Annotated in this window: 18 protein-coding genes; 9 read left to right on the forward strand and 9 right to left on the reverse strand. The window is 72.5% G+C overall.

Annotated elements, in window-relative coordinates; genetic code table 11:
* The first annotated feature begins 50 nt into the window (after positions 1-50).
* Positions 51-1,205 (forward strand): AI-2E family transporter, encoded by a 1,155-nt coding sequence (locus SL103_RS00425; protein WP_069566805.1) that lies wholly within the window; start codon positions 51-53, stop codon positions 1,203-1,205.
* Here the strand turns inward: SL103_RS00425 and SL103_RS00430 are convergent.
* The gene (locus SL103_RS00430; RefSeq protein WP_069566806.1) at positions 1,127-3,301 is read right to left on the reverse strand and encodes a SpoIIE family protein phosphatase; all 2,175 of its coding nucleotides are present in this window, start codon (positions 3,299-3,301) and stop codon (positions 1,127-1,129) included. The two genes, SL103_RS00425 and SL103_RS00430, sit on opposite strands and share 79 nt — an antisense overlap.
* Before the next feature lie 280 nt (positions 3,302-3,581).
* Here SL103_RS00430 and aspS point away from each other — a divergent pair, with 280 nt between their 5' ends.
* Positions 3,582-5,345, forward strand: a complete 1,764-nt coding sequence (gene aspS, locus SL103_RS00435; RefSeq protein WP_069566807.1) for an aspartate--tRNA ligase — start codon at positions 3,582-3,584, stop codon at positions 5,343-5,345.
* A gap of 133 nt (positions 5,346-5,478) precedes the next feature.
* Positions 5,479-7,230, forward strand: coding sequence for a hypothetical protein (locus SL103_RS00440; RefSeq protein WP_069566808.1), 1,752 nt, complete (start codon positions 5,479-5,481; stop codon positions 7,228-7,230).
* A 76-nt stretch (positions 7,231-7,306) separates the two neighbouring features.
* Here SL103_RS00440 and metG read toward each other — a convergent pair whose 3' ends face one another.
* The 3 genes from metG to SL103_RS00455 form a co-directional block, all read right to left on the reverse strand.
* On the reverse strand, positions 7,307-9,022 hold the full coding sequence (gene metG, locus SL103_RS00445; RefSeq protein ID WP_069566809.1) for a methionine--tRNA ligase: 1,716 nt from the start codon (positions 9,020-9,022) through the stop codon (positions 7,307-7,309).
* Positions 9,023-9,201: 179 nt separating this feature from the next.
* Entirely contained in the window at positions 9,202-10,794 is a 1,593-nt protein-coding gene (locus SL103_RS00450; RefSeq protein ID WP_208869781.1) for a DHA2 family efflux MFS transporter permease subunit, read from the reverse strand.
* Positions 10,795-11,051: 257 nt separating this feature from the next.
* Positions 11,052-12,713 carry a VWA domain-containing protein gene (locus SL103_RS00455; RefSeq protein WP_069566810.1) on the reverse strand — a complete coding sequence of 554 codons (1,662 nt, stop codon included), beginning with the start codon at positions 12,711-12,713 and terminating at the stop codon, positions 11,052-11,054.
* A 658-nt stretch (positions 12,714-13,371) separates the two neighbouring features.
* Between SL103_RS00455 and SL103_RS00460 the strand changes: the two genes are divergently transcribed.
* Both SL103_RS00460 and SL103_RS00465 read left to right on the forward strand, forming a co-directional pair.
* Positions 13,372-14,673 carry an alpha/beta hydrolase gene (locus SL103_RS00460; RefSeq protein ID WP_069566811.1) on the forward strand — a complete coding sequence of 434 codons (1,302 nt, stop codon included), beginning with the start codon at positions 13,372-13,374 and terminating at the stop codon, positions 14,671-14,673.
* Between the two features lie 93 nt (positions 14,674-14,766).
* Positions 14,767-15,396, forward strand: coding sequence for a VanZ family protein (locus tag SL103_RS00465; RefSeq protein WP_432215383.1), 630 nt, complete (start codon positions 14,767-14,769; stop codon positions 15,394-15,396).
* A gap of 37 nt (positions 15,397-15,433) precedes the next feature.
* Here the strand turns inward: SL103_RS00465 and SL103_RS00470 are convergent, their stop codons facing one another.
* Positions 15,434-16,300, reverse strand: coding sequence for a polysaccharide deacetylase family protein (locus tag SL103_RS00470; protein WP_069573219.1), 867 nt, complete (start codon positions 16,298-16,300; stop codon positions 15,434-15,436).
* Between the two features lie 265 nt (positions 16,301-16,565).
* Here SL103_RS00470 and SL103_RS00475 point away from each other — a divergent pair, with 265 nt between their 5' ends.
* Genes SL103_RS00475 through SL103_RS00485 form a run of 3 tightly spaced genes read left to right on the forward strand, consistent with a single transcriptional unit; the run spans position 16,566 to position 18,942 of the window.
* Positions 16,566-17,315 carry an ABC transporter permease gene (locus tag SL103_RS00475; RefSeq protein ID WP_069566812.1) on the forward strand — a complete coding sequence of 250 codons (750 nt, stop codon included), beginning with the start codon at positions 16,566-16,568 and terminating at the stop codon, positions 17,313-17,315.
* Entirely contained in the window at positions 17,312-17,986 is a 675-nt protein-coding gene (locus SL103_RS00480) for an ABC transporter permease (protein ID WP_069566813.1), read from the forward strand. The genes SL103_RS00475 and SL103_RS00480 overlap by 4 nt, the downstream gene beginning before the upstream one ends.
* Positions 17,962-18,942 carry an ABC transporter substrate-binding protein gene (locus SL103_RS00485; protein WP_069566814.1) on the forward strand — a complete coding sequence of 327 codons (981 nt, stop codon included), beginning with the start codon at positions 17,962-17,964 and terminating at the stop codon, positions 18,940-18,942. Before SL103_RS00480 ends, SL103_RS00485 begins: the two co-directional genes overlap by 25 nt.
* 146 nt (positions 18,943-19,088) lie before the next feature.
* On the opposite strand, the gene SL103_RS00490 is transcribed toward SL103_RS00485, so the two are convergent.
* Positions 19,089-20,246: an ABC transporter ATP-binding protein gene (locus SL103_RS00490; RefSeq protein WP_069566815.1), complete on the reverse strand. Its 1,158-nt coding sequence runs from the start codon at positions 20,244-20,246 to the stop codon at positions 19,089-19,091.
* 74 nt (positions 20,247-20,320) lie between these two features.
* The gene (locus tag SL103_RS00495; protein ID WP_069573220.1) at positions 20,321-21,016 is read right to left on the reverse strand and encodes a response regulator transcription factor; all 696 of its coding nucleotides are present in this window, start codon (positions 21,014-21,016) and stop codon (positions 20,321-20,323) included.
* Between the two features lie 217 nt (positions 21,017-21,233).
* Between SL103_RS00495 and SL103_RS00500 the strand changes: the two genes are divergently transcribed.
* Positions 21,234-22,175 (forward strand): NADP-dependent oxidoreductase, encoded by a 942-nt coding sequence (locus SL103_RS00500; RefSeq protein ID WP_069566816.1) that lies wholly within the window; start codon positions 21,234-21,236, stop codon positions 22,173-22,175.
* Between the two features lie 47 nt (positions 22,176-22,222).
* Here SL103_RS00500 and SL103_RS00505 read toward each other — a convergent pair whose 3' ends face one another.
* Together SL103_RS00505 and SL103_RS00510 are read right to left on the reverse strand one after the other, a co-directional pair.
* Positions 22,223-23,215 carry a hypothetical protein gene (locus tag SL103_RS00505; protein WP_069566817.1) on the reverse strand — a complete coding sequence of 331 codons (993 nt, stop codon included), beginning with the start codon at positions 23,213-23,215 and terminating at the stop codon, positions 22,223-22,225.
* A gap of 110 nt (positions 23,216-23,325) precedes the next feature.
* Entirely contained in the window at positions 23,326-23,928 is a 603-nt protein-coding gene (locus SL103_RS00510; protein ID WP_069566818.1) for a hypothetical protein, read from the reverse strand.
* Positions 23,929-23,930: the final 2 nt, after the last annotated feature.

Genomic DNA, 23,930 nt, shown 5'->3' on the forward strand with positions numbered 1-23,930 from the left:
GGCCCGTTCCGCCTCCGCCCCGGGGCGGGCGGCCGTGGTGGACTGTCGGGGTGCGAAACGACTCGGATCACGACCCCCGCGGCGCCGACGGCGAACGACCGCTGCCCGACAAGCCGTTGCTGCCGATCGAGGCCCGCCGTGCCGCGGCCTGGTGCCTGGTCGCGCTGCTGATCGCGGCCGTGCTGGCCCTCGGGGTGTGGCTGTGCATCTTCCTGAGCGCGGCGGTCACCCCCGTCCTGCTGGCGCTGCTCGGCAGTGCGCTGCTCGGGCCGCTCTACCGCCGGCTGGTGGCGATGAAGCTCAACCGCTCGCTGGCGGCCGGGCTGACCTGCGCGGTCCTCGTGGTGGTGGTCGGCGGCGCCGGTTACATCGTCGTCAGCGCTCTGATCGACACCGGGGACCAGATCCTGGCCTCGCTCAAGGACGCCGCCAAGGATCTCTCCAAGACCTTCGGCGCGGCCGGTACCTCGCTCGACGACCTCGCCAACAACGCCAAGGGTTTGGTCAGCAAGTTCGGCGGGGTCGCGGCCTCGGGACTGCTGGCCGGGGTCAGCGTGGTCAGCCAGTTCATCGCCGCGTCGGTGCTGGCCCTGCTGCTGACGTTCTTCTTCCTGCGGGACTCCGGCAAGGCCGTCCGCGCGCTGCACGACTGGGCGCCGGGCAACTCCGCGCCGCAGCTGGAACGGATGGCCCGCCGCGGTTTCCAGGCCATAGAGGGCTTCATGCGCGGCACCACCCTCATCGCGCTGATCGACGCCACCTGCATCACCGTCGGACTGCTGGTCCTCCAGGTGCCCGGCGCCCCCGGCCTGGGCGCGCTGGTCTTCGTCGGCGCCTACATCCCCTACCTCGGTGCCTTCATCTCGGGCGCCGTCGCGATCCTGGTGGCGTTCGCCGACCGGGGCTTCGTGATCGCGCTCTGGGCTCTCGGTGTGGTCCTCGCCGTACAGGTGCTGGAGGGGCATGTGCTCCAGCCGATGATCCAGAGCCGTACGGTCCAGATGCATCCGGCGACCGTCATGCTGGCGATCACCGCGGGCGCCAGCCTCGCCGGCATCCTCGGCATGCTGCTGTCCGTCCCGCTGACCGCCGCCGCCTCCGGCGTGCTGCACGAGCTGCGCAAGCACTACGCCGCCGGCTCGGCCTCCGAGGCGGACTCCGACTCCGGTGACACCGGGCCTGCGGCCTCCGCCGCGTCCTCGTAGAGCTCGAACCACGTCGACTTGCCGTCGCCGCGCGGATCCACCCCCCACGCCCCGGCCAGCAGCTCCAGCAGCACCAGCCCGCGTCCCGAGGACGCCAGCTCGCCGGGGCTGCGACGGTGCGGCAGTTCATCGCTGCTGTCGGAGACGTCGACGCGGATCCGCCGGGCGCCCGGTGCCCCGGAGATCTCGGCGACCAGCAGCGCGTCCCCGTCGGTGTGCGTCAGGACGTTGGTGATCATCTCGGAGACCATCAGCACCGCCGAGTCGACCTGGTCGGCGTCGGCCCAGTCGTGCAGCACCTCGCGGACCTGCCGGCGGGCCTCGGCGATCCGCTGCGGCTCGGCCTGCGCGACGGCGAGCACGGTGCGCCGCACCGGCTGCCGGGCCAGTGGGCCACCGGCGCCCACCCCGCAGCTGGCGACCTCGCGGCGCAGGAGCAGTACGGCGATGTCGTCCTCACGGCGGTCCACCAGCGGACCCGTGGTGTGGTGCGAGGACGGCCCGTGCACCGCCTGGACCAGGGCGTCGGCCAGCCGCTCCAGGTCCTCGTGGTCCGCGTCGGGCTGATGCGACTCGATGATGTCGCGCAGCCGGGCCCAGCCGGTCTCCAGGTCGTGGCCGCCGGTCTCGATCAGCCCGTCGGTGCACACCACCATGGTTTCGCCCGGTTCCAGCACCAGCCGGGTGGTGGGGTAGTCGGCGTCCGGGACGATGCCCAGCGGCAGCCCGCCCGCGGTGGGCCGGACCAGCATCGTGCCGTCGGCCAGCCGGATCGCCGGATCCGGGTGCCCGGCCCGGGCGATGTCCAGCAGGCCGGTCGCCGGGTCCACCTCGATGTACAGACAGGTCGCGAAGCGCTGGTCGTCCTCGGCGTGGCCGTGGAACTCGGTCGCGTTGATCCCGGCGAGGAAACGGGAGGCCCGCGCGAGCACCGCGTCGGGGTGGTGGCCCTCGGACGCATAGGCGCGCAGCGCGATCCGCAGCTGCCCCATCAGGCCGGCGGCCCGGACGTCGTGCCCCTGGACGTCCCCGATGACCAGCGCGAGCCGGCCGGACGGCAGGGGGATCATGTCGTACCAGTCGCCGCCGACCTCCAGCCCGCCGCCGGTCGGGACGTAGCGGGCCGCGACCGTCATTCCCGGGATGTCCGGCTGCACCGTCGGCATCATGCTGCGTTGCAGTCCCAGCGCCAGCTCCTGCTGCTCCTCCTGCATCCCGGCCCTGGCCAGTGCCTGGGCCAGCATCCGGGCGACGGTGGTCAGCACCGAGCGCTCGTCGGGGGTGAAGGCGACCGGTTGGGCGAAGGCCGCCATCCAGGCGCCGATCGTCCGGCCCGCGTTGACCAGCGGCAGGAACGCCCAGGACATGCGGCCGAAGGGGGCGGCCAGCGGCCAGGTGGCGGGGTAGCGGCGGCTGTACTCCTCGGGGCTGGGCAGATAGAGGGCCCGCCCGGAGCGGATGACCTCGGCGGCCGGGTAGTCGGTGTCCAGCGTCATGTCGAGGAAGGGCTTCTGGTCGTCCGGGTGGTGGCCGTGGTGGCCGATCACCGAGATCCGGTCGCCCTCGATCCCGAAGACCGCCAGGCCGTCCGGCATGAAGCCGGGCATGGACAGCCCGGCCGCCACCCGCAGCACCTCGGCCGTGGACCGGGCCTCGGCCAGCGCCCGCCCCGCGTCCAGCAGGAATGCCTCACGGGAGCGGCGCCAGTCGCCGGTTATCGGGGTGTGCGCCGCGGAGGTCCCGGGCTGTGGCTCGGGCACCTCCTGGAGCGTGCCGACCAGCTCGAAATCGCCGTCGACGAGCCGGGGCCGGGAGCGGGAGCGGACGATGCGCAACACCCGCCCCTGCTCGTCCACGATGCGCAGCCGGGCCTCGGCGAGCGTCTCCTCGGCCACCGCGAGCTGCACGATGCCGTTGATCTCGGCGAAGTCGACGGGATGAAAACGGGAGCGTACGGCGGCCTCGCTGAGTTCCACCGGCTCGGCGGGGAGCCCGAGCAGCCGGGCCGCCTCGGCGTCCAGGGCCACCTGCCCCGAGGCGTTGTCCCAGCGCCACAGGCCGGTCGCGATGGCGGCCAGGAGGTCCTTGGTGCGCATTGCCTCACTTTAGGGGCGTTTGGTGGGGCGCGACAGCGTGCCGGAATGTGACCGTCGTCCCACTCGCGAGCCCTTCTTCCGACCCCGAAGTCGCTGATGCGTATATGTCAACGAAGAGGCGGGGGCCGGGACGGTAACCTGGAGCGGTTATGTCAATCCTGGGGTGGCCTTTCGGGCGACCGACGGGGAGAGCGACCGGGCGTGTGAGCCCGAGTTCCGATCCCTCTCCTCTGCTCCCGACAACTCCTCACCTCGACACTCGCGACGACTTGGATGAGCGATGCACCGGTACCGGTCCCATAACTGCGGCGAGCTCCGAGCCGCGGACGTCGACACGGACGTCCGCCTCAGCGGCTGGCTGCACAATCGACGTGACCTGGGCGGCATCCTCTTCATCGATCTCCGGGACCACTACGGTCTCGTGCAGCTCGTCGCCCGCCCCGGCACCCCCGCCGCCGAGGTGCTGGACAAGCTGACGAAGGAGACGGTCGTCCGCGTCGACGGCAAGGTCGTCTCGCGCGGCGCCGAGAACGTGAACCCGGAGCTGCCGACCGGCGAGATCGAGATCGAGGTCTCCGAGGTCGAGGTCCTGGGCGCGGCCCAGCAGATCCCCTTCACGATCAACGCCGACGACGGCGTCAACGAGGAGAAGCGCCTGGAGTACCGCTTCCTCGACCTGCGTCGTGAGCGGATGCACCGCAACATCATGCTGCGCTCGGCCGTCATCTCGGCGATCCGCCACAAGATGACGAGCCTCGGCTTCAACGAGATGGCGACGCCGATCCTCAGCGCCACGTCCCCCGAGGGCGCCCGCGACTTCGTGGTGCCGTCCCGCCTCCACCCCGGGAAGTTCTACGCGCTGCCGCAGGCCCCGCAGCAGTTCAAGCAGCTGCTGATGATCTCGGGCTTCGACCGCTACTTCCAGATCGCCCCCTGCTTCCGTGACGAGGACGCCCGCGCGGACCGCTCGCCGGGCGAGTTCTACCAGCTCGACGTCGAGATGAGCTTCGTCGAGCAGGAGGACGTCTTCGGACCCATCGAGCAGCTGATGACCGAGCTGTTCGAGGAGTTCGGCGGCGGCCGCCACGTCACCTCGCCGTTCCCGCGGATCCCGTTCCGCGAGGCGATGCTGAAGTACGGCTCCGACAAGCCGGACCTGCGCGCCCAGCTGGAACTGGTCGACATCACCGATGTCTTCGAGGGCTCGGAGTTCAAGGCGTTCGCCGGCAAGCACGTCCGTGCGCTGCCGGTGCCGGCCGTCCAGGCCCAGCCGCGCAAGTTCTTCGACCAGCTCGGCGACTACGCGGTCCAGCACGGCGCCAAGGGCCTGGCCTGGGTGCGTGTCGGTGAGGACGGCTCGCTGACCGGCCCGATCGCCAAGTTCCTGACCGAGGAGAACGTCAAGCTCCTCAACGAGCGCCTCGGCCTGGAGCCCGGCCACGCGGTCTTCTTCGGCGCCGGCGAGTTCGACGAGGTCTCGAAGATCATGGGCGCGGTGCGCGTCGAGGCCGCCAAGCGGGCCGGCCACTTCGAGGAGAACGTCTTCCGCTTCTGCTGGATCGTCGACTTCCCGATGTACGAGCGGGACGAGGACACGGGCAAGATCGACTTCTCGCACAACCCGTTCTCCATGCCGCAGGGCGGTCTGGAGGCGCTGGAGAACGAGGACCCGCTGGACATCCTCGGCTGGCAGTACGACATCGTCTGCAACGGCGTCGAGCTGTCCTCCGGCGCGATCCGGAACCACGAGCCCGACATCATGCTCAAGGCGTTCGAGATCGCGGGCTACGACCGGGACACCGTCGAGGAGAAGTTCGCGGGCATGCTGCGCGCGTTCCGCTTCGGCGCCCCGCCGCACGGCGGTATCGCCCCCGGCGTCGACCGCATCGTCATGCTGCTCGCGGACGAGCCGAACATCCGCGAGACCATCGCGTTCCCGCTGAACGGCAACGCGCAGGACCTGATGATGGGCGCCCCGACGGAGCTGGAAGAGGCCCGGCTCAAGGAGCTCCACCTCAACGTCCGCAAGCCGCAGGTGAAGTAGCGCCGGCGGAGCCGCACAGACGCCGAGGGGCGGTGTTTCACGTGAAACACCGCCCCTTCGGCGTAAGCGGCCGCGTGCTCCAACCGCACCACATTTGTGGCCGGGTCACGGCCGCGGACGCACTGTGGTGCCCATGCAGCAAGCCAGCCTTCTCCCCGGCACGTCCGTCCTGGGCACGCGGACGCGCACGGCACACTTCGCTCCGGTCCGCGATCTGCGGTGGCTGATCGCGCTGGCCGTGGTCTTCACCGCTGCCCAGCTCTACCTGGCCGTCGGCACGCCCGGCCTGGGATGGGACGAGACGGTCTACGTCAGCCAGGTCGACCCCCGCGCCCCGGCCGCGTTCTTCAGCGCCCCGCGTGCCCGCGGCATCACCCTGCTCCTCGCCCCGGTCGCCGTCCTGACCACCTCGGCGCCCGTCCTGCACTGCTACCTCGCGGTGCTCTCCGGCGCCGGGTTCCTGCTCACCCTGTGTCTCTGGCGGCGTCTGCTGCCCGCCCCCGTACCGGCGCTGGGCGGTGCGCTGTTCGCGGGTCTGTGGATCACCCTCTTCTACGGTCCGCAGGCGATGCCCAACCTGTGGACCGCCTATGCCGCCCTCGTCGCCACCGGCTGCTTCCTGCTGGCCGTACGGCAGCCGGCGGCCCAGCTGGCCCCGGGCGCCGGCCGGAGCGCGGCGGTGGGCCTCGCCGTCGCGGTGGCCGTGGCCGGCCTGATGCGTCCCCTCGACGCCGTCTGGCTGGCCCTGCCGCTCTTCGCCGCGGCGCTCTGCGTCCCCGCCTGGCGGCGCTCCACCGTGCTGCTGGCCGTGCCGGCCGGCCTGGCCCTCGGCTGCGCCGAGTGGATCGTGGAGGCATTCACCTCCTACGGCGGGTTGTTGGCCCGGCTGCGGCAGGCCGGGGAGATCCAGGGCGGGCTGGGCTGGCACCCGTCCTTCGGCGACCACGCACGGGCCCTCCAGGGCAAGACGCTCTGCCGTCCCTGCGACCTGGCCTGGGACCATCCGGTCACGGCGGTGTGGTGGTTCGCGCTGCCCCTGGCGGTCGCCGGAGCGGTGTGGGCGGCGTCGCGGGCCCACGAACCCGGCGGGACGCTGCACCGCTTCGGGCCGGTGTGGCCCGTCCCGCGCGGCCGCGCACCGGGCAGCGGGCGCGGCGAACTCGGCCTGGAGCCGGTACGCCTGGGCACCCTCGGGCTGAACCCCGTGCGGGCGGTCGGCCTCGGTCTTGACGGCGCGATGCACCGCTACGGACCGGTCTGGCCCCCGTCCAGCCTGCGCGACCCCGGCGGGGCGCGGCACCGCTACGGTCCGGGTCCCATCGCCCTCCCCGCCCTGGCCGGCCTCTGCCTCGCCCTCCCCTATCTGCTGATGGTGGACTACGCGGCCCCGCGCTTCCTGCTGCCCGCCTATGCCCTGCTGCTGATGCCCGCGGCCTGGTTCCTGTACTGGCTGACCCTGCTGCCCCGCCGCCGGCACGGCTGGGCGATCGCCGCCCTGGTCCTCGCGCTGCTGGCCCATGAGGGGATGCAGCTGGCGATCCTGTACAAGATGCACCGGGCGACCGTCCGCGCCCAGCACGACATCGGGCGCGTCGTCGGCACGCTGCGCACCGCGGGGGTCCGGCCGCCCTGCGCGGTGAGCGGCGAGGAGGCGGTACGGCTGGCGTACGGGATCCGCTGCGCGGCCCGGCAGCCCGGCGGCCACGACGCCAGCATCAGCCCGGCGGGCCTGACCCGGCTGGGCGCCCGCCACCCCGCCGCCGTGGTCCTGGCCGCCGGCCGGAAGCCGCCGCGCTACGCCCGGGACTGGCGTCCGGTCCGCCTCCCGCCGACGCCCGGCCTGAAGCGGCTCAGCGCCTATCTGTCCCCGGCGGCCCGGCCCTGACCCGCCCGCCACGCAACGCGCGCCCGCCCGGTCCCGAGGACCGGACGGGCGCGCTGGTTGTCCGTGCGCTGCGCGCCTACTGCTCGGCGCCGCCGAAGCGCTCGCGGTAGGACTCCAGGTCCTCCTCGGTGATCTTCGCGAAGAGCACCGGCGGGACCGTGAAGGGCGTACCGGCCGGCACCGAGGCGAGCGCCTTCGCCTCGTCCTGCGAGACCCACGGCGCGGTGTCGTTCTCCAGCGCGAACGCGCTCCGCATCGCCTTCGCCGACGTCGGGATGAACGGCTCGGAGACCACCGCGTAGAGGTGGATGAGGTTCATGGCCGTGCGCAGGGTCAGCGCCGCCGCGTCCTTGTCGGTCTTGATCTCCAGCCAGGGGGCCTTCTCCTCCAGGTAGGAGTTGCCCGCGCTCCACAGGGCGCGCAGCGAGGCCGCCGCCTTGCGGAACTGCAGGGCCTCCATGTGGCCCTCGTACTCCGCCAGCAGTCCGGCGATCTCCTCGCCCAGCTTCTGCTCCGCGGCCCCGGCCTCGGCGCCCGCGGGCACGTCGTCGCCGAACCGCTTCCGCGAGAACGACAGCACCCGGTTGACGAAGTTGCCGAGGGTGTCCGCCAGGTCCTTGTTGACCGAGGAGGAGAACAGCTCCCAGGTGAAGGAGGTGTCGTCCGACTCCGGGGCGTTGGCGATCAGGAAGTAGCGCCAGTAGTCGGCCGGCAGCAGCTCCAGCGCCGCGTCCGTGAAGATGCCGCGCCGCTGCGAGGTGGAGAACTTGCCGCCGTAGTAGTTCAGCCAGTTGAACGCCTTGAGGAAGTCGACCTTCTTCCACGGCTCACGGGTCCCCAGCTGGGTGGCCGGGAACATCACGGAGTGGAACGGGACGTTGTCCTTGGCCATGAACTCCGTGTAGCGGACGTTCTCGGCCTCGTACCACCACGCCTTCCAGTCGCGGTTCTGCGGGTCGACGTCGGCCCACTCCTTCGTCGCACCGATGTACTCGATCGGGGCGTCGAACCACACGTAGAAGACCTTGCCCTCGGCCGCCAGCTCCGGCCACACGTCGGCCGGCACCGGGACGCCCCAGTCCAGGTCACGGGTGATCGCCCGGTCCTGCAGCCCCTCGGTCAGCCACTTGTGCGCGATGGAGGACGCCAGGGTCGGCCACTCCTTGCTGCCGTTGCCCTCCAGCCAGCCCTCGACCTCGTGCTGGAGCTTCGACTGGAGCAGGAACAGGTGCTTGGTCTCCCGCACCTCCAGGTCGCCGCTGCCGCTGATCGCCGAGCGGGCGTCGATCAGATCGGTCGGGTCCAGCACCCGGGTGCAGTTCTCGCACTGGTCGCCGCGCGCCTTGTCGTAGCCGCAGTGCGGGCAGGTGCCGACGATGTAGCGGTCCGGCAGGAAGCGGTCGTCGGCGACCGAGAACACCTGGCGGATCGCCCGCTCCTCGATGAAGCCGTTCTCGTGCAGCTTGCGCGCGAAGTGCTGGGTGAGCTCGACGTTCTCCGGCGAGGAGCTGCGGCCGAAGTAGTCGAATTCGAGGCTGAAGCCCTCGTAGATGGCCTTCTGCTTGTCGTGCTGCTCCGCACAGAACGCGTCGACCGACTGCCCGGCGTCCTTCGCCGCCAGCTCCGCCGGGGTCCCGTGCTCGTCCGTCGCGCAGATGTAGAGCACGTCGTGCCCGCGCTGCCGCAGGTACCGGGCGTAGACATCGGCCGGGAGCATGGACCCCACCATGTTGCCCAGGTGCTTGATCCCGTTGATGTACGGAAGGGCGCTGGTGATGAGGTGTCGAGCCATTGCCGGCTGCTCCCAAGTCGCTACGGTGAGTGAGGATTTGCTTTACGGAACGTCAATATCGTACTGGACGGGGTGAGGGGCCAGGCGAGGGCTTTTCGGGGCCGGGGGCGGGGGGATCCGGCCGCCGGGGCGCCGGGGCGACGGGAGGGGCCGCACTGCCGGTCCGTCGACCGGCGGGGTCAGCGCACCGCCGACTCCGCGCTGTCCGCACTGCCCGTCGCCGGCACCTGGTCCTGTCGCGGAGCCGGCCCGTTCACGATCAGCCCGGCGGCGAGGGCCGCGCCCAGCATGATCACCGAGCCGACCCCGATGGCCACCGTGAACCCGTGTACCACCCCCGCCTTCACCACGGCCTCCCGGACCGCCGGCGGGACCGGGTGCCCGCCGCTGTGTCGCGCCGCGTCGGCCAGGCGGCTCGCGAGGTACGTCGCACTCGTCGACGTCGCGATGGTGTTCAGCAGCGCCGTCCCGATCGAACCGCCCACCTGCTGCGCGGTGTTGACCGTCGCGGACGTGACCCCGGCGTCCCGGGGCGCGACCCCCGCGGTCGCCGTGGCCATGACCGGCATGAAGGTCAGCCCCATGCCCAGCCCCACGAGCAGTTCGGCCGGCAGCACGTGCGCGGCGTACGCGGACTCCGCCGTCAGGAACGTCAGGGTGAACAGTCCCGCCGAGGCCAGCAGCGCGCCCGGCACCATCAGGAAGCGCGGCGGGACCAGGTGCAGCAGCCGGGCGGAGATCTGCGTCGAGCCGATGACGATCGCCGCCACCATGGGCAGGAAGGCCAGCCCGGCCTTCAGCGGCGAATAGCCCAGCACGGTCTGCAGGTAGTAGGTCAGGAACAGGAACATCCCGAACATCGCGATGACCGCGAGTGCCATGGTCAGGAACGCCCCGCCGCGGTTCCGGTCCCGCACGACGTGCGGCGGCAGCAACGGATGCCGCGCCCGGGCCTGCCACCACGCGAAGGCCCCCAGCAGCAGCACGCCGCCCACCAGCATCCCCACGACCAGCCCGTCGCCCCAGCCGCGCGGCCGCGCCTCACTGCACCCGTAGACGATCGCGACCAGCCCGCTGCACCCCAGCAGCACGCCGGGAATGTCCAGATGCGCCCGCTGCGGTACGGCCTTGCTCCGCAGCACCACCGCCGCAGCCGCGAAGGCCACCGTCGCCACCGGCACATTCACGTACAGGCACCAGCGCCAGTTCAGGTACTCGGTCAGCAGCCCGCCCGCGATCAGCCCGATCGCCGCGCCGCCGCCCGCGATGGCTCCGTAGATCCCGAAAGCCTTTCCCCGCTCCCTGCCCACCGTGAACGTGGTGGTCAACAGGGACAGCGCACTCGGCGCCAGCAACGCGGCGAACGCCCCCTGCAGGGCCCGCGCCCCGAACAGCAGGCCCGAACCGCCGGCCGCCCCGCCCAGCCCGGACGCCACGGCGAACCCCACCAGCCCCACCATGAACGTCTTCTTCCGGCCCACGAGGTCCGCGATCCGCCCGCCGAGCAGCAGCAGCCCGCCGAACGCGAGGGTGTACGCGGTGATCACCCACTGCCGGTTCGCATCCGACATGCCCAGGTCCCGCTGGGCCGACGGCAGCGCGATATTCACGATGGTCGCGTCCAGCACCACCATCAACTGCGCAATGGCGATCACCACCAGCGCCCACCAGCGCCGCGGGTCCGGTTTCGCGGGGGCGGCCCAGCTGGGGGTGGTCGGGCCCCGGGCCGCGGCGGGCCGCCCGGCCCCCGCACCTTCGCTCGCGCCACTCATCTCGCGCCACTCATAACGACCCGCCTCATCCGGCCGGCACGATCACCCCGACCGCCGGCCGCCCGTGGGGGGCGCGATCGGAGCGCTTCACCCACTCAGCCTAGGGAGGGGAGCGGGGGCGCGCCTGCTGTGCGAGGAGTGCTCCCTGGGGGCCCGGGAACGCGGGCGGGAAAAGCTGCGGCCGCGGCGGGCCGCTGGGGCCCGGCCGCGGCCGGTGGTGCTGCTGGGGTGTGCGGAGGGCCGGGTGGGGCCGCTGGTCAGTTGTCCTTGAGGACGCCGGCGGTGCGGGCCTCCGTGAGCCACTCGGGGAACTCGACCATCAGCTGCTGGTAGAGCTCGTCGTGGGAGAGGCTGCGGGGCTCGCGGCCGGCGTGGAAGAAGCCGGCGTTGTCGACGCGGCGCTTCTCCGGGACGGTCAGGTCGTCGAGCTTGCGGAGGAAGTCGAAGCCCTTGGCCTCCGGGTCACCGAAGCCGATGAACTGCCAGAAGATGGGCAGTTCAGCCGCCTCGCACAGGGCGCGCTCGGCCGCCGGCTTGGAGGTCGGGGCGCCGTCGGTCTGGAAGATGACGAAGGCGGGGGCGGTGCTGCCGGACTTCTTGTAGTGCTCCACGACCGCGTTGACGGCCCAGTGGTAGTTCGTACGGCCCATGTGGCCGAGGCCGGCGTGCAACTCCTCGATGCGGCCCTCGTAGTTGGTGAGGTCGATGTCGGCGGTGCCGTCGATGTCGGTGGAGAAGAACACGACGGGGACGGTGGGGTCGTCGTCGAAGTGCGCGGCGAGGCCGAGGGCCTGTTCGGCGAGGTTCTGGACCGTGCCGTCCTTGTAGTAGTTGCGCATCGAGCCGGAGCGGTCGAGCACGAGGTAGACGGCGGCGCGCTGGGTGGTCAGGCCGTGCTTCTCCAGGGTGGCCCCGGCGGACCGGTAGAGACCGAGGAGGGCGGGGGCGGTGGTGGGGAGGGAGTTGCCGGAGGCGGGGGCGGTGTCGCCCGTGGCGTCGGTGGCCTCCGTGACGTCGGTGGCCGCGCTGACCGGAGTGGCCTCGGTGGCGTCGGCGGTGTCGGTGGCCTCGGCGGTGTCGGCGGCCTTCGGCTCCGATGCTGCCGGCTCGGGGGCCGCCGCCGGCTCGTTGGTGGCCTCAGCGGCCGGCTCCGGCTCCGGCGTGCTCTTCGGCTCGGCTGCTGCCTCCGCCTTCGGCGCGGCGTCGGCCGCGGCTTCGACCTCGGCCTCGGCCTTGGCCTCGACCTTCGCCTCGACCTTGGTCTCGGGCTCGGGCTGCGCTTCCGCGTCCGCCTTCACGGCGACGGGCTCGGCGACGGGCTCCGCAACCGGCTCCTCGACGGCCTCCGCGACAGGCTCGGCAGTCGGAGTCGCAGTCGCGTCCGGGACCGGCGCCGGCTCGTCGAAAGCCTGGCTGACGAGGTCGGTGGTGCCGGCTGCGGACTCGGACTCGTCCTCGGCCTGCTCCGCGCTCGGGGCCTCGGCCTTGTCCTCGGCCTTGTCCTCAACCTCGGCCTCGGCCTTGGTCTCTGCCTCAGGCGCGGTCTCGGTCTCGGCAGCGGCCTTCTCGGTCGTCGCCTTCTCGGCCGGGTCCGCCGTGGGCTCGTCCCGCACGTCGGCCGCGTCCCATACGTCGATGACGTCGGCGGTGTCCCGTACGGGCGCTTCGGCGCGGTCCACCGGGCTGCCCTGGGCAGGCAGGGTGGGCGTCGGGGCCGGGTTCGACGCACGGTCGTCCGAGGGGGCCGTACGAGCGGCCGGAACCTCGGCTTCCGGGGCGGGCGCCGGAGTGGCTTCCTCGCGGGCCTCCGGGATGGTCGCGGACTCCGGCTTGTCGGCGCCGCTCGGGGCCGCGCCGGATTCTTCACGGGTCGCCTTGGAGCGACCGAAAGCGTTGCGCAGCAGACTCCGAATGCCCATCGGCGAACCTCTCTTGCGGGTGGTGGGTGCGGCGTATGTCCGTGAAGCGCGGACATGTCCCTGACCAGGACGGATACGTAAGCGTAGCGGCCGGGAAGGGCCTCATCGTGGGACCCCGCGCCTTGTGGGGTGGGCTATCCGGGGGGTCTGTCGGGCCAAGTGGTTTCGGTCGGAGCTACGTGATCTTGCCGCGGTGGCATCGCTGCTGCGTACGGGGCTGATCGCCGGCCGTCGGGCGTCAAGGGGGTCGGTCATCAGTGATGCGGGTGCGCCTGATGATGAGTGCCGAGGAGCTCGGGCCGCAAGAGGCGCAGGGGGACCAAGAGTTGAGATGAGGCGGGGGAGTTGCAAGCCGGGAGAGGCGCGGGAGTGGGGGTGTTCCGTGTGTGTAGGGGGAGATGGCGGGGTATCAGGGCAGGAAACCGTCCCGCGCGGCAGATTCCTCTTTTCTCCGCCTTCCGGGGCGCTTTCCCCCCGCCGCCACATCACGCGCCGGAAACGAAGTGGCAAGAGGTGGGTAAGAACTGAGTCGTTCAGGTATCCGATGCGCAGGTGTGCCCGTCTTCTCCGGTGACCATTGTCCCGAGCCGCCCGTTGTGCCATAGGCGGCCGGTAAGAAGGCAAGAACCCTTCCGAGGGTGACGGGAGATGTGGGCGCATGGGGCTGACCAGTCAGTCGCTCGAGTACACGGTGGTCGTGCTGGCGTTGGCTTGTGTGGCCGCCACGGTGTGGCTCTGGCCCCGGCTGTCGAAGCGCGGGATCGCACCCGTGCTGGGCAGGCTGGGCGCCATCGTGGTCACCCAGGTGTCGATCGTGTGCGCGCTCGCCCTCGCCGTGAATGCGAACTTCGAGTTCTACGGCAACTGGGACGAGCTGCTGGGCAACAACGAAGAGGCACCGGCGTCGGTGAGCCAGGGCGACGGCCAGTACGCCTCGGTCGGCAACCTCAAGGGCGGGCTGGTCCAGCCGGCCGGCCCGCAGGGCCTGGACCGGGTGACCGGGCTGCCCAAGGGCCCCGCCGACAAGGTGGGCAAGGTCGAGTCCGTCCGGATCATCGGCCGCCGTACCCGCGCCATCAACCCGGGCTTCGTCTACCTGCCGCCGCAGTACTTCCAGCAGCAGTTCCGCCGGCAGCGCTTCCCCGTCATGGTCGTCATCAGCGGCTACCCCGGTGGGATCATGAACCTCGCGCAGCACCTCCAGGTGCCGCAGAACGCGGGCCGGCTGATCGCCCAGGGCAAGATGCAGCCGACCGTCATCGTGATGGTGCGGCCGACGATCGCGCCGCCGCGCGACACCGAGTGCGTGGACGTGCCGGGCGGGCCGCAGGCCGAGACGTTCTTCACCAAGGACCTGCCGGACGCCATGCGGTCGGCCTACCGGGTGGGCCATGACCCCAGCGCCTGGGGCGCGTTCGGGTACTCGTCCGGTGGCACCTGCTCGCTCCAGCTGGCGATGCGCAACCCGCACGCGTACACCTCGGCGGTGTCGCTCTCCGGTGACTACGCGATCAAGGACGACCTGACCACCGGCAGCCTCTTCGGCGCCGGCCCGGCGGGTGCCCAGCGCGAGCGTGAGCACGACCTGCTGTGGCGGCTGAAGAACCTGCCCGCACCGCAGGTCTCCGCCCTGGTGGCCAGCAGCCGCAAGGGCGAGGCGGACTACGGCGCCACCATGAAGTTCCTCCACGCGGCCAAGGCGCCGATGACGGTCGACTCGATCATCCTGCCGCAGGGCAGCCACCAGTTCTCGACCTGGCGGCGTGAGGTCGTGCCCGCGCTGGAGTGGCAGAGCCAGCAGCTGACGTTCCCCCAGGACACCGAGGCCGTGCCGCCGCGGAAGACGCCCCCCGGCAAGGTGGGCCAGGGCGGTGCCGCGGGGAAGACGGCCGGGCCGAGCAAGGCACCGGCGGCGTCCGACGGCCGCCGCCGGGTGGAGGCGGAGCGTCCGCGGGGCTGACCGCACAGGAACAGCGCAGGGGCGCCGGGACTTTCCCGGCGCCCCTGTTCGCGTTTGAGGGGCCTCCGGGCGAACGTGATCTGTACATGATCCCTGTGGCCGCGGGTAACCGACGAGACCTCGGGCACACGGCCCGGCCCGTCGACCCGGGAGGCTCCCATGGTGCGTACGCAACCGGCTGAGGAGGGGCGGCCGTCGGCGGCTGCGCGCGCCCCGCTGGCGGTGCGGATTCTGTTGCTGGTGGTCGCGTTCGCCGCGATGGTGGCCTTCGCGGCGGCGCTGGCCCGGATCACGCTGACCCCGTCGGCCGCCTCGGTTCCGCTGACCCACCCGAACCTGCGGCCGGGCGCGTCGATCCGGGACTACCTCGGTGCGCCGAACCTGGCGGACGCGGCCAAGCAACTCGGCGGCAACGTGGTGCTGGGTGTGCCGTTCGGTGTGCTGTGGCCGGTGCTGGAGCCGCGGGTGCGCGGGCTGGTGCGGGTGGGGGTGGCGACGGCGCTGGTGATGCTGCTGGTGGAGCTGGTGCAGGGGGCGTTGGTCACCGGCCGGGCGTTCGACATCGACGACGTGATCCTCAACTGCGCCGGCGCGCTGCTCGGCTATCTGCTGCTGGGGCGCCGGCTCGGCCGGGCGGTCCACCCGCGGCGCCGGCACTGGTGGCACCGGCTGTCCGGCAAGCGGGCGCCGGCCGGCGTCAAGTCCTCGGGCGCGGAAGGCTGACGGGCCCGCGGGGCGGTGGCGGCTGCCCCGCGGCGGGCTACGGCCGGTAGACCATGCCCGGCTCCGGCTGCGCCGGCGACAGCAGCTGGGAGACCGTGACGACGGTGTAGCCGCGCTTCTTCAGCTCCTTGAGGATGCCGGGGACGGCCGGCACGGTGCCCTGGTAGATGTCGTGCAGCAGGATGATGCCGTCGCGTCGGGTCTGCTCCAGCACGCGCTTGGTGATCAGGGCCGAGTCGTTGGTCTGGTAGTCCTTGGCGGTCACGCTCCACAGGACCTGCGCCAGCCCGAGTTCCTTGCTGATCCGGGAGACCTCGCCGTCGGTCCTGCCCTGCGGCGGGCGCATCAGCCGGGGCGTCTTGCCGGTGATCTTGTGGACCGCGTCCTGGAGGCGGGACAGCTCGCGCTTGGCCTCGGCGGGGTCGATCTCGGTGAGGATCTGGTGCGACCAGGTGTGGTTGGCCAGCTCATGGCCCTCGGCGTCGATCCGCTTCACCTCGGCGGGGCGCTTGTCGACGTGGTTCTTGCCGAGCATGAAGAAGGTGGCGTGCACCTGCTCCTTCTTCAGGATGTCCAGCAGGCGGTCGGTGTTCTCGCTGGGGCCGGCGTCGAAGGTGAGCGCGACGCACTTGGCCTTGCGGCAGTCGACGTCCGAGCCGGCGCCGTCCCCGCCCTCGGCCGGCGCGTTCTCCCCCGGCCCGTTCTTCCCGGCGCCGTTCTTTCCGTCCGCGTCCGCGGCGAGCCGGGCGTCCTTCTCCTTGACGGCGGCCGCCGGGGCGTCGGCACGGGCGTCGGCCGGCGCCGTGACGTCGTAGGTGGCGCAGCCGCTGACGGCCAGGACCAGCGAGGTGGCCGTCAGCAGGCCGGCTATGGACGTGCTCCGGGCCGCGGGAGTCTTCGGCATGGGGGCTCTTTTCGGACGCGGGCGGTCGGCGACGAGCCCGCTTCCGGGCAGGGCGAAGCCGGCGCGGGCCGAGGCGTGCCCGGCCGCGCCGACCACCGGTCGCACCGGTTCCAGGGGCTCGGAAGGGACTATACATAGGCAGTACACACTCGATGTATACGTGGGGTGTGTACAGCCTGGTGTGCCGGCCTGGGCGGGCGACGGGGCGCGCACGATCGGACGCCTCCGCCGTGCCGCTCCGCCCCCGCCGGGGTGGACTCGTAGCGTGACCGCACCGCCGCCGGACGACTGCCTGGCCCGGAATGACTGGATCTGCGGCGAGTACCTGAGCACCCGCCGGCAGATCCTGCTCGACGCGGTCCTCCAGCACCTTCAGCTCACCGTCGTCTCGGTGGCGCTCGGGCTGGTCATCGCGGTGCCGCTGGCGCTGCTGGCCCGCCGCCGGCGCTGGACGGTCGGGCCGGTGCTCGGCATCACGACGCTGATCTACACGATCCCGTCGCTGGCGATGTTCTCGCTGCTGCTGCCGTTCTACGGGCTCTCCGCGACCCTCGTCGTGGTCGGTCTCGCGCTCTACTCCCTCACCCTGCTCGTGCGGAACATCCTGGCCGGGCTGAACGGCGTGCCCACCGGGGCCAAGGAGGCCGCCCGCGGCATGGGTTACGGGCCGACGCGCCAACTGCTCACCGTCGAGCTGCCGCTGGCCCTGCCCACCGCGATGGCCGGGCTGCGGATCGCCACCGTCTCCGCGGTCGCGCTCACCACCGTCGGCGCGATCGTCGGGTACGGCGGACTGGGCAACCTCATCTACGCCGGGATGAACTCGTTCTTCAAGGCGCAGGTGCTCACCGCGTCCGTGCTGTGTGTGGTCATCGCGGTCGTCCTCGACCTGCTGCTGCTCGGGGCGGAGCGGCTGCTGACTCCCTGGCGGCGGGCGAGCCGCCGGGCCCGGGTGCGGAGCCGGGCCGGAGCAGGGATCAGGCGGCTGGTCGCGGCGCCGGGGCGGCGCACATGAACACCCTCTCCGCCGTATGGGACTGGCTGACCACGGGTGCCAACTGGGTGGGGGAGAACGGCGTCTGGCACCGCCTGGAACAGCACCTCGTGCTCACCTTCGCCTGTCTGGCGCTCAGCGCCCTGATCGCGCTGCCGGTCGCGCTGACCCTCGGCCACCTCGGGCGCGGTGGCGCGCTGGCGGTCAACCTCGCCAACGTCGGACGCGCGGTGCCCACCTTCGCCGTCCTCGTCCTGCTGCTGCTCACCCCCCTCGGGCGGCACGGCCAGTGGCCGACGATCATCGCGCTGGTGCTGTTCGCCATCCCGCCGCTGCTGACCAACGCGTACGTGGGTATGCGGGAGGTGGACCAGGACGTCGTAAGGGCCGCGCGAGGAATGGGAATGACCGGGACACAACTGGCGTGGCGGGTCGAGGTGCCGCTCGCCTTTCCCCTGGTGCTGACCGGCATCCGGATCGCCGCGGTCCAGCTCGTGGCCACCGCCACGCTCGCCGCGCTGGTGGGCGGCGGCGGGCTGGGCCGGATCATCACCGCGGGCTTCAACCTCGCCAGCACTCCGCAGGTGGTGGCCGGTGCGGTGCTGGTGGCGGTGTTCGCGCTGCTGATGGAGGCCGCCTTCGAGCTCGTCGAGCGGCGGGCGCCGGGATGGGTACGGGGGCGGGCCCGGTGAGGGCCGGGCGCACCGCCCTCGCGGCAGCCACGGTCCTCGTCGCCGTCGCCCTCACCGGCTGTGCGACCGGTCCGTCCCTGGAGACCCGCTCCGCGATCACTGCCGCACCGGGGGACAGCCGCGATCTGGCGATCGGTTCGGCCGGCTTCACCGAGAGCGAGCTGCTCGCCCACATGTACGCGGCGCTGCTCGACCACGCCGGCTACCGGACCCATATCGTCACCGTCGGCAACCGCGAGCTGTACGAACCCGCGCTGGAGGTCGGCCAGATCGATGTCGTCCCCGAGTACGCCGCCACCTTCGCGGACTGGCTCAACGCCAAGAACCGGGGGTCCACGGCGCCCCCGGTCGCCTCTCCCGACCTGAACGTCACGATGGCCGCGCTGCGCGGACTCACCGCGCCCCGCGGGTTGACCGCCCTCCCGGCCGGCCGGGCCGTCGACCAGAACGCCTTCGCGGTGAGCGCCGCCTACGCCCGCGAGCACCACCTCAAGACCCTCAGCGACCTGGGCCGCGCCAAGCTGCCGGTGCGCCTCGCGGCGGGCGACGAGTGCGTCCAGCGGCCGTTCTGCGCCCCGGGGCTGAAGAAGAAGTACGGGATCAACGTCACCGCCATCGACCCGAAGGGGGTCGGCACCACGCCCGCCAAGCAGGCCGTGCAGAACGGGCAGGACCAGATGGTGCTGACCACCAGCACCGATGCCACCCTCGACCAGTTCGGGCTGGTGCTGCTCACCGACGACAAGAAGCTCCAGAACGCCGATAACGTCCTCCCGGTCGTCAACCGCGCCCGCGCCGGCGGCCCGCGCGCGGCCGCCGCGCTCAACCGCCTCAACAAGGTCCTGACCACCGCCGATCTGGCGCGCCTCAACGAGCAGGTGGACAGCTGGCGGCGGCTTCCGGCGGATGTGGCACGCAACTACCTCGAAGCGAAGCGGTTGTTGCCGAAGAGCTGAGGCGGCGGGGTCGCCCGGTCCCACCGGGCGGGTGTTTCACGTGAAACAGCACCGGCAGCCAGGACCGGTGGGTGAGGCGAAGCGCCGCACGGCCGACACCGCAGCTGTTTCACGTGAAACCGGCCCTGCCCACTTCTGAGGCGTGCTCACTCGGTGGGCACCGAATCCACCTCGGCCCGTTCCCGCGGCACCCCGCGCTCGTCCGAGTCGATCGTGCGGCGCAGCGCCTCATGGAGCGTGGTCGGGGTGAGCACCCCCAGGAAGCGCCGGTCGTCCAGGACCGCGATCCAGCCGGCGTCGTGCTTCAGCATTTCGCTGAAGGCGGCCTTGAGCGTGCCGGTGACCGGTACCCACGCCTCCATGCGACGGGCGTGCCCCGCGACCGTGCCGTCCGCGCCGGCCAGTTCCTCGGTGCCCACCCAGCCGTGCAGGGCGCCGTTCTCGTCGAGCACCACCGCCCACCGGGCGCCCTCGGCCCGCAGGCGCCGGGCCGCCTCGGCGGCCGGCTCGCCGAGCCGGGCGAACGGCGGGCGTTCCAGGTCGCCACGGTCGATTCCGGTGACCGACAGCTGTTTCAACGCCCGGTCGCTGCCGACGAATTCGGCGACGTAGGGGGTGGCGGGGGCGCCCAGGACGCTCGCGGGGGTGTCGTACTGCTCGATCCGGCCCTCGCCGTAGACCGCGATCCGGTCGCCGAGCCGGATGGCCTCCTCGATGTCATGGGTGACCAGCAGCACCGTCTTGTGCATGGTGGCCTGGAGGCGCAGGAACTCCTTCTGCAGCCGTTCACGGACGACCGGGTCGACCGCGCCGAACGGCTCGTCCATCAGCAGGACGGGCGGATCGGCGGCCAGTGCCCTGGCCACCCCGACCCGCTGGCGCTGACCGCCGGAGAGCTGTTCGGGATAGCGCGAGCCGTGGACCGCCGGATCGAGGCCGACCAGTTCGAGGAGTTCGGCGGCCCGCTCGCGTGCCTTGGCCTTCTTCCAGCCGGTCAGGAAGGGCACGGTGGCGGTGTTGTCGAGGACGGTGCGGTGCGGGAAGAGCCCGGTCTGCTGGATGACGTAGCCGATCCGCCGGCGCAGCTGGACCGGGTCGACCCCGGCGACGTCCGCGCCGTCGACATAGATCTTCCCGTCCGTGGGGTCGATGAGCCGGTTGACCATCATCATGGTCGTGGTCTTGCCGCACCCCGACGGCCCGACGAGCGTCACCAGCTCCCCCTCGCCGACCTCGAAGGAGAGGTCGTCGACGGCGGTGGTTCCGTCGGGGTAGCGCTTGGTGACGGACGCGAACCGGATCATTGAGCCATTGAATCCCGGTGCCTCTGGACGGTCCCGTCATGCGGGCAATCGGGTGGGAAGCGGCGGCCCGGCCGTCAGCCGTTCGTGCCGTTCCCGTCGTCCGGCCCGCCGGTCATCCGGTATCCGGCGCCGGGCACGGTCTCGATCAGCGGCGGGTCGCCGAGCTTGGCGCGCAGCGTGCCGAGCGTGACGCGGACGGCATTGGTGCGGTAGCTGGTGTGCTCCTCCCACACCTCCTCGATCAGGTCGTCACCGCTGACCACCTCGCCCCGCGCGCGCAGCAGCACCTCCAGCACGCCCAACTCCGTGTGCGACAGGGCCAGCGGTCGGCCTTCGCGGGCCGCCAGCCCGCGGGCGGTGTCGACGGTGACACCGGCGTGCGCGATGACCGGGGCCGGGACGGGCCGGGGCCGCCGGCCCAGTGCCAGGACCCGGGCGAGCAACTCCTCGTGCGTGAACGGCTTGGTGAGGTAGTCATCGGCACCGAGCCCCGGCCCCCGGGCGTCGGGCCGGTGGTGGACCGTGCCGGGGGAGGTCAACATCAGTACCCGTGTCAGCAGTTGCCCGCCGACCACCTGCCGGCAGACCTCGTCGCCGTGCAGGCCGGGCAGATCCTGGTCCAGGACGAGCACGTCGTACCCGCCGAGCCGTAGTTTCGCCAGCGCCGCACGGCCGTCACGGACGGTCTCCGCCGTGATCGCGTCGCGGCGCAGTCCCGCGCCGATCACCTCCGCGAGGGACGCCTCGTCCTCCACCACCAGAACGCGCATGGGGTCCATATGTACCCGAGGAGCACCTTTCTTCGAGGGAGGCGCCCGGCCGAACCGCCGTCGCCGGCCACCGCCCGGCGGGTCCGGCCGGGTCCGCCCTGCGGGGCCGTACGAGTTGCTTCCGCCGCACCGCCTCTCCTCCTGCCGCGTCCGGCCGCACCGGCGTGCTTACGATCCACTTCGGCCACCGGTCGGACGGGTGGAAGGGAACGCCACGATGAGAGCCGTAGCAGTCAGCGCATTCGGTGAACGGCCGCAGCTCATGGAACTGCCACAGCCCGAACCAGGGCCCGGGGAGGTCTTGGTGCGGCTGTCCGCCGCCGGACTCAACCCCGTCGACTGGAAGCTCGCCGACGGCATGTTCGGTGACGCCGTCCCGGCGTCCTTCCCCCTCGTGCTGGGGTCGGACGGCGCGGGCGAGGTGCTCGCGATCGGCCCCGGCGTACGGCGGTTCACCGTCGGCGACGCGGTGTTCGGCCAGTTCCAGCGCCCGCAGCACGGCGGCGGCTCGTACTGCGAACTCGCCCTCGCCGACGAGGACCGCATCGCGCACGCCGCGCGCAGCGTCACCTACGCGACCTCCGCCGCACTGCCGACCGCCGGCATGACCGCGTACAACCTGGTCGAGGAGACCCGGATCAGCGAGGGCAAGCGGGTGCTGATCGTCGGCGCGACCGGCGGCGTGGGCACCTTCGTCACCCAGCTCGCGGCCGGCCGCGGCGCCGAGGTGATCGCCACCTCCCGCCCGGGCATGGCGGAGCTGATGCGGAACCTGGGCGCCGCGGAGACCGTCGACCACACCGCGGGCCCGGTCGCCGACCAGGTCCTCGCGGCCCATCCGGACGGCGTGGACGTGCTGATCGACATGGCCGGCGGCCCTGCGGAGTTCGCCGGGCTGACCCGGACCGTACGCGACGGCGGCACGGCCGTCTCGCTGATCGGCTCGGCCGACGCGGACGAGCTGACCGACAACAACCTGCGCGGCTTCAACTTCGTCAACCGCCCCTCGCCGCAGCTCCTGGAGATCCTCGCCGGCCAGGTCGACGCGGGCCGGCTCACCGTCCTCGTCGGCCGCGAGGTCCCCCTGGAGGAGGCGCCGGAAGCGCTGGAGGCCAGCCGCACCGGCCGGGCGCAGGGGAAGACGGTCCTGGACATCTGAACCGTCGCGCACCGCCGTCGCGCCACGGGTCGTCCGGCCGGCCGCCGTCACGGACGGCGGCCGGCCGTCCCCGTTCGCCGTGCCCGCCACGCCCGCAGCGCCGGCGGCCCCGCCGCGGCCAGCGCCGCGGTGAGCGTTCCCGCGGCGAAGACCAGCCAGATCCCGGCGCGCAGCGGTCCGGTCAGGGCCTCGGCGTAGGCGTCCGCCGCGGGCCGGGAGACCATCGGGGGAAGCGCGTCCAGGGCCCGGCCGCGGGCCAGCGCGAGCACCGCGGCCAGCAGGACGGCGGCCGCCGCGCAGGCCGCCCCCGCCCGGACCAGTGCCCACCGCCGGCGCCGCGCCAGCAGCAGACCACCGCACAGCGACAGCGTGGCGGCCGGCGGCAGCAGCAGCGCCCCGTCCCGCACCGCGTCGTAGACCGCCCGGATCCGCGGCACGTCGGGCGCCCGGAGCAGCACGATCTCCACCCCGGACCGCGGTACCCGGCGCACGAGGTCCAGGCCCGTGCCGCCCTCCGACAGCTGGTGCCTGACCCGCTCCAGTACCGGCGTCAGGTCGAGGGTGATCGGGGCGCGGCCGGAGGCGGCCAGGGAGCCGTCGAGGGTCCGGTGGGCGGTCCGGTGCACCCCGTTCCACAGGGCGGGAAAGCCGCGGCCGGTGACGACCTGGCGGACCTGCTTGGCCACGAAGTCGCGGAGGCCGCGGGTGAAACGGGCCCGTACGGCCGGGCGTTCGGCGGGCTCGACGGCCTTCAGCAGCCCGTCGAGCCGGATGTGTGCCATCACCCCGTCGGTCACGTCGTCGACGACCGCCTTCTGGACGGCGTCGTTCCCGGCCAGCGGGGCCACCGCCGCCACATAGGCGTCGGTCTCGGTCAGTTCGGCCCGGGCCCGGGTGGCGGCCAGGCTGAGCGGCAGCAGCAGCGCCCCCACCACGAGCAGCACCCCGCCGGCCACGGCCCGGCCGAGCCCCGGCCCCCGTGGCGGCCGCCCGCCCGCCGTCACCCGCCCGCCGGGGCGTACGGGTGCGCTCGCTGACATCGCGTCGTCCTTCCTGGCGGGGTGGACTGCGGCCACCTTCCAGGCAAGTGCCGGCGCCCGCCGCACGCGACCGGGGCCGGTGCCAACGGGTGACCCCCGCGCGGCGGCGGTCAGCCCGCGCGCGCCGCCCGGGACCGGCGGACCGCGCGCACCACGCCGGGCCCCAGCAGCGCCGCCGCCGCGGCGCCCACTGCCCACCCCGCCCAGCCGTCACCCGCGCTCGCCCGGCGCGACTCCGGGAGGTCGTCGACATCGCCCGAGCAGGCGGCGGGGGCGTAGGACTCGTCCACGTAGACACAGGCGGTGGCGGCGGCGCGCAGGGTGCCGGGAGCGGCGGACGCGACCGGGCCGGGGCGGTCGCCGAGGACCGCGCTGGCGGTGAACACCTGGACGTCGTGGGCCGGCAGGTCGGCACGCCAGGTGACCTTCTGCTGCCCCATGCCGTGGCCCCCGACGAGCCCGCCGGGCGCGGTGGCGGAGGTGGTGGTGGCCGGCATCCGCTGCTCGATGCGGGCGCCTTGGACCGCGGCGGCGCCGAGGTTGTGGACGGTGACGCGGTAGTCCAGCCGGCGGCCCGACTCGGCGTCGTCGGTGCCGTCGGTCACCTCCACCGTCACGGAGACGGCGGGGGGTGTCTGCCGGGCGGAGGCGGCGGCGAACGGGCCGGGGAGCGTGGCGGCGCACAGCAGTGCGCAGACAACGGCGGTTCTCATGT

Origin of the sequence: Streptomyces lydicus (assembly GCF_001729485.1) — a bacterium.
Taxonomy (GTDB): domain Bacteria; phylum Actinomycetota; class Actinomycetes; order Streptomycetales; family Streptomycetaceae; genus Streptomyces; species Streptomyces lydicus_D.

Bases quoted from the DNA above. Each gene is read 5' to 3' on its own strand.
- SL103_RS00450 (WP_208869781.1), bottom strand. From the start codon at position 10,794: ATGAGTGGCGCGAGCGAAGGTGCGGGGGCCGGGCGGCCCGCCGCGGCC.
- SL103_RS00510 (WP_069566818.1), bottom strand. From the start codon at position 23,928: ATGAGAACCGCCGTTGTCTGCGCACTGCTGTGCGCCGCCACGCTCCCC.
- SL103_RS00485 (WP_069566814.1), top strand. From the start codon at position 17,962: ATGGGTACGGGGGCGGGCCCGGTGAGGGCCGGGCGCACCGCCCTCGCG.
- SL103_RS00480 (WP_069566813.1), top strand. From the start codon at position 17,312: ATGAACACCCTCTCCGCCGTATGGGACTGGCTGACCACGGGTGCCAAC.
- SL103_RS00460 (WP_069566811.1), top strand. From the start codon at position 13,372: ATGGGGCTGACCAGTCAGTCGCTCGAGTACACGGTGGTCGTGCTGGCG.
- metG (WP_069566809.1), bottom strand. From the start codon at position 9,022: ATGGCTCGACACCTCATCACCAGCGCCCTTCCGTACATCAACGGGATC.
- SL103_RS00505 (WP_069566817.1), bottom strand. From the start codon at position 23,215: ATGTCAGCGAGCGCACCCGTACGCCCCGGCGGGCGGGTGACGGCGGGC.
- SL103_RS00440 (WP_069566808.1), top strand. From the start codon at position 5,479: ATGCAGCAAGCCAGCCTTCTCCCCGGCACGTCCGTCCTGGGCACGCGG.
- aspS (WP_069566807.1), top strand. From the start codon at position 3,582: ATGCACCGGTACCGGTCCCATAACTGCGGCGAGCTCCGAGCCGCGGAC.
- SL103_RS00430 (WP_069566806.1), bottom strand. From the start codon at position 3,301: ATGCGCACCAAGGACCTCCTGGCCGCCATCGCGACCGGCCTGTGGCGC.
- SL103_RS00490 (WP_069566815.1), bottom strand. From the start codon at position 20,246: ATGATCCGGTTCGCGTCCGTCACCAAGCGCTACCCCGACGGAACCACC.
- SL103_RS00470 (WP_069573219.1), bottom strand. From the start codon at position 16,300: ATGCCGAAGACTCCCGCGGCCCGGAGCACGTCCATAGCCGGCCTGCTG.
- SL103_RS00495 (WP_069573220.1), bottom strand. From the start codon at position 21,016: ATGCGCGTTCTGGTGGTGGAGGACGAGGCGTCCCTCGCGGAGGTGATC.
- SL103_RS00455 (WP_069566810.1), bottom strand. From the start codon at position 12,713: ATGGGCATTCGGAGTCTGCTGCGCAACGCTTTCGGTCGCTCCAAGGCG.
- SL103_RS00500 (WP_069566816.1), top strand. From the start codon at position 21,234: ATGAGAGCCGTAGCAGTCAGCGCATTCGGTGAACGGCCGCAGCTCATG.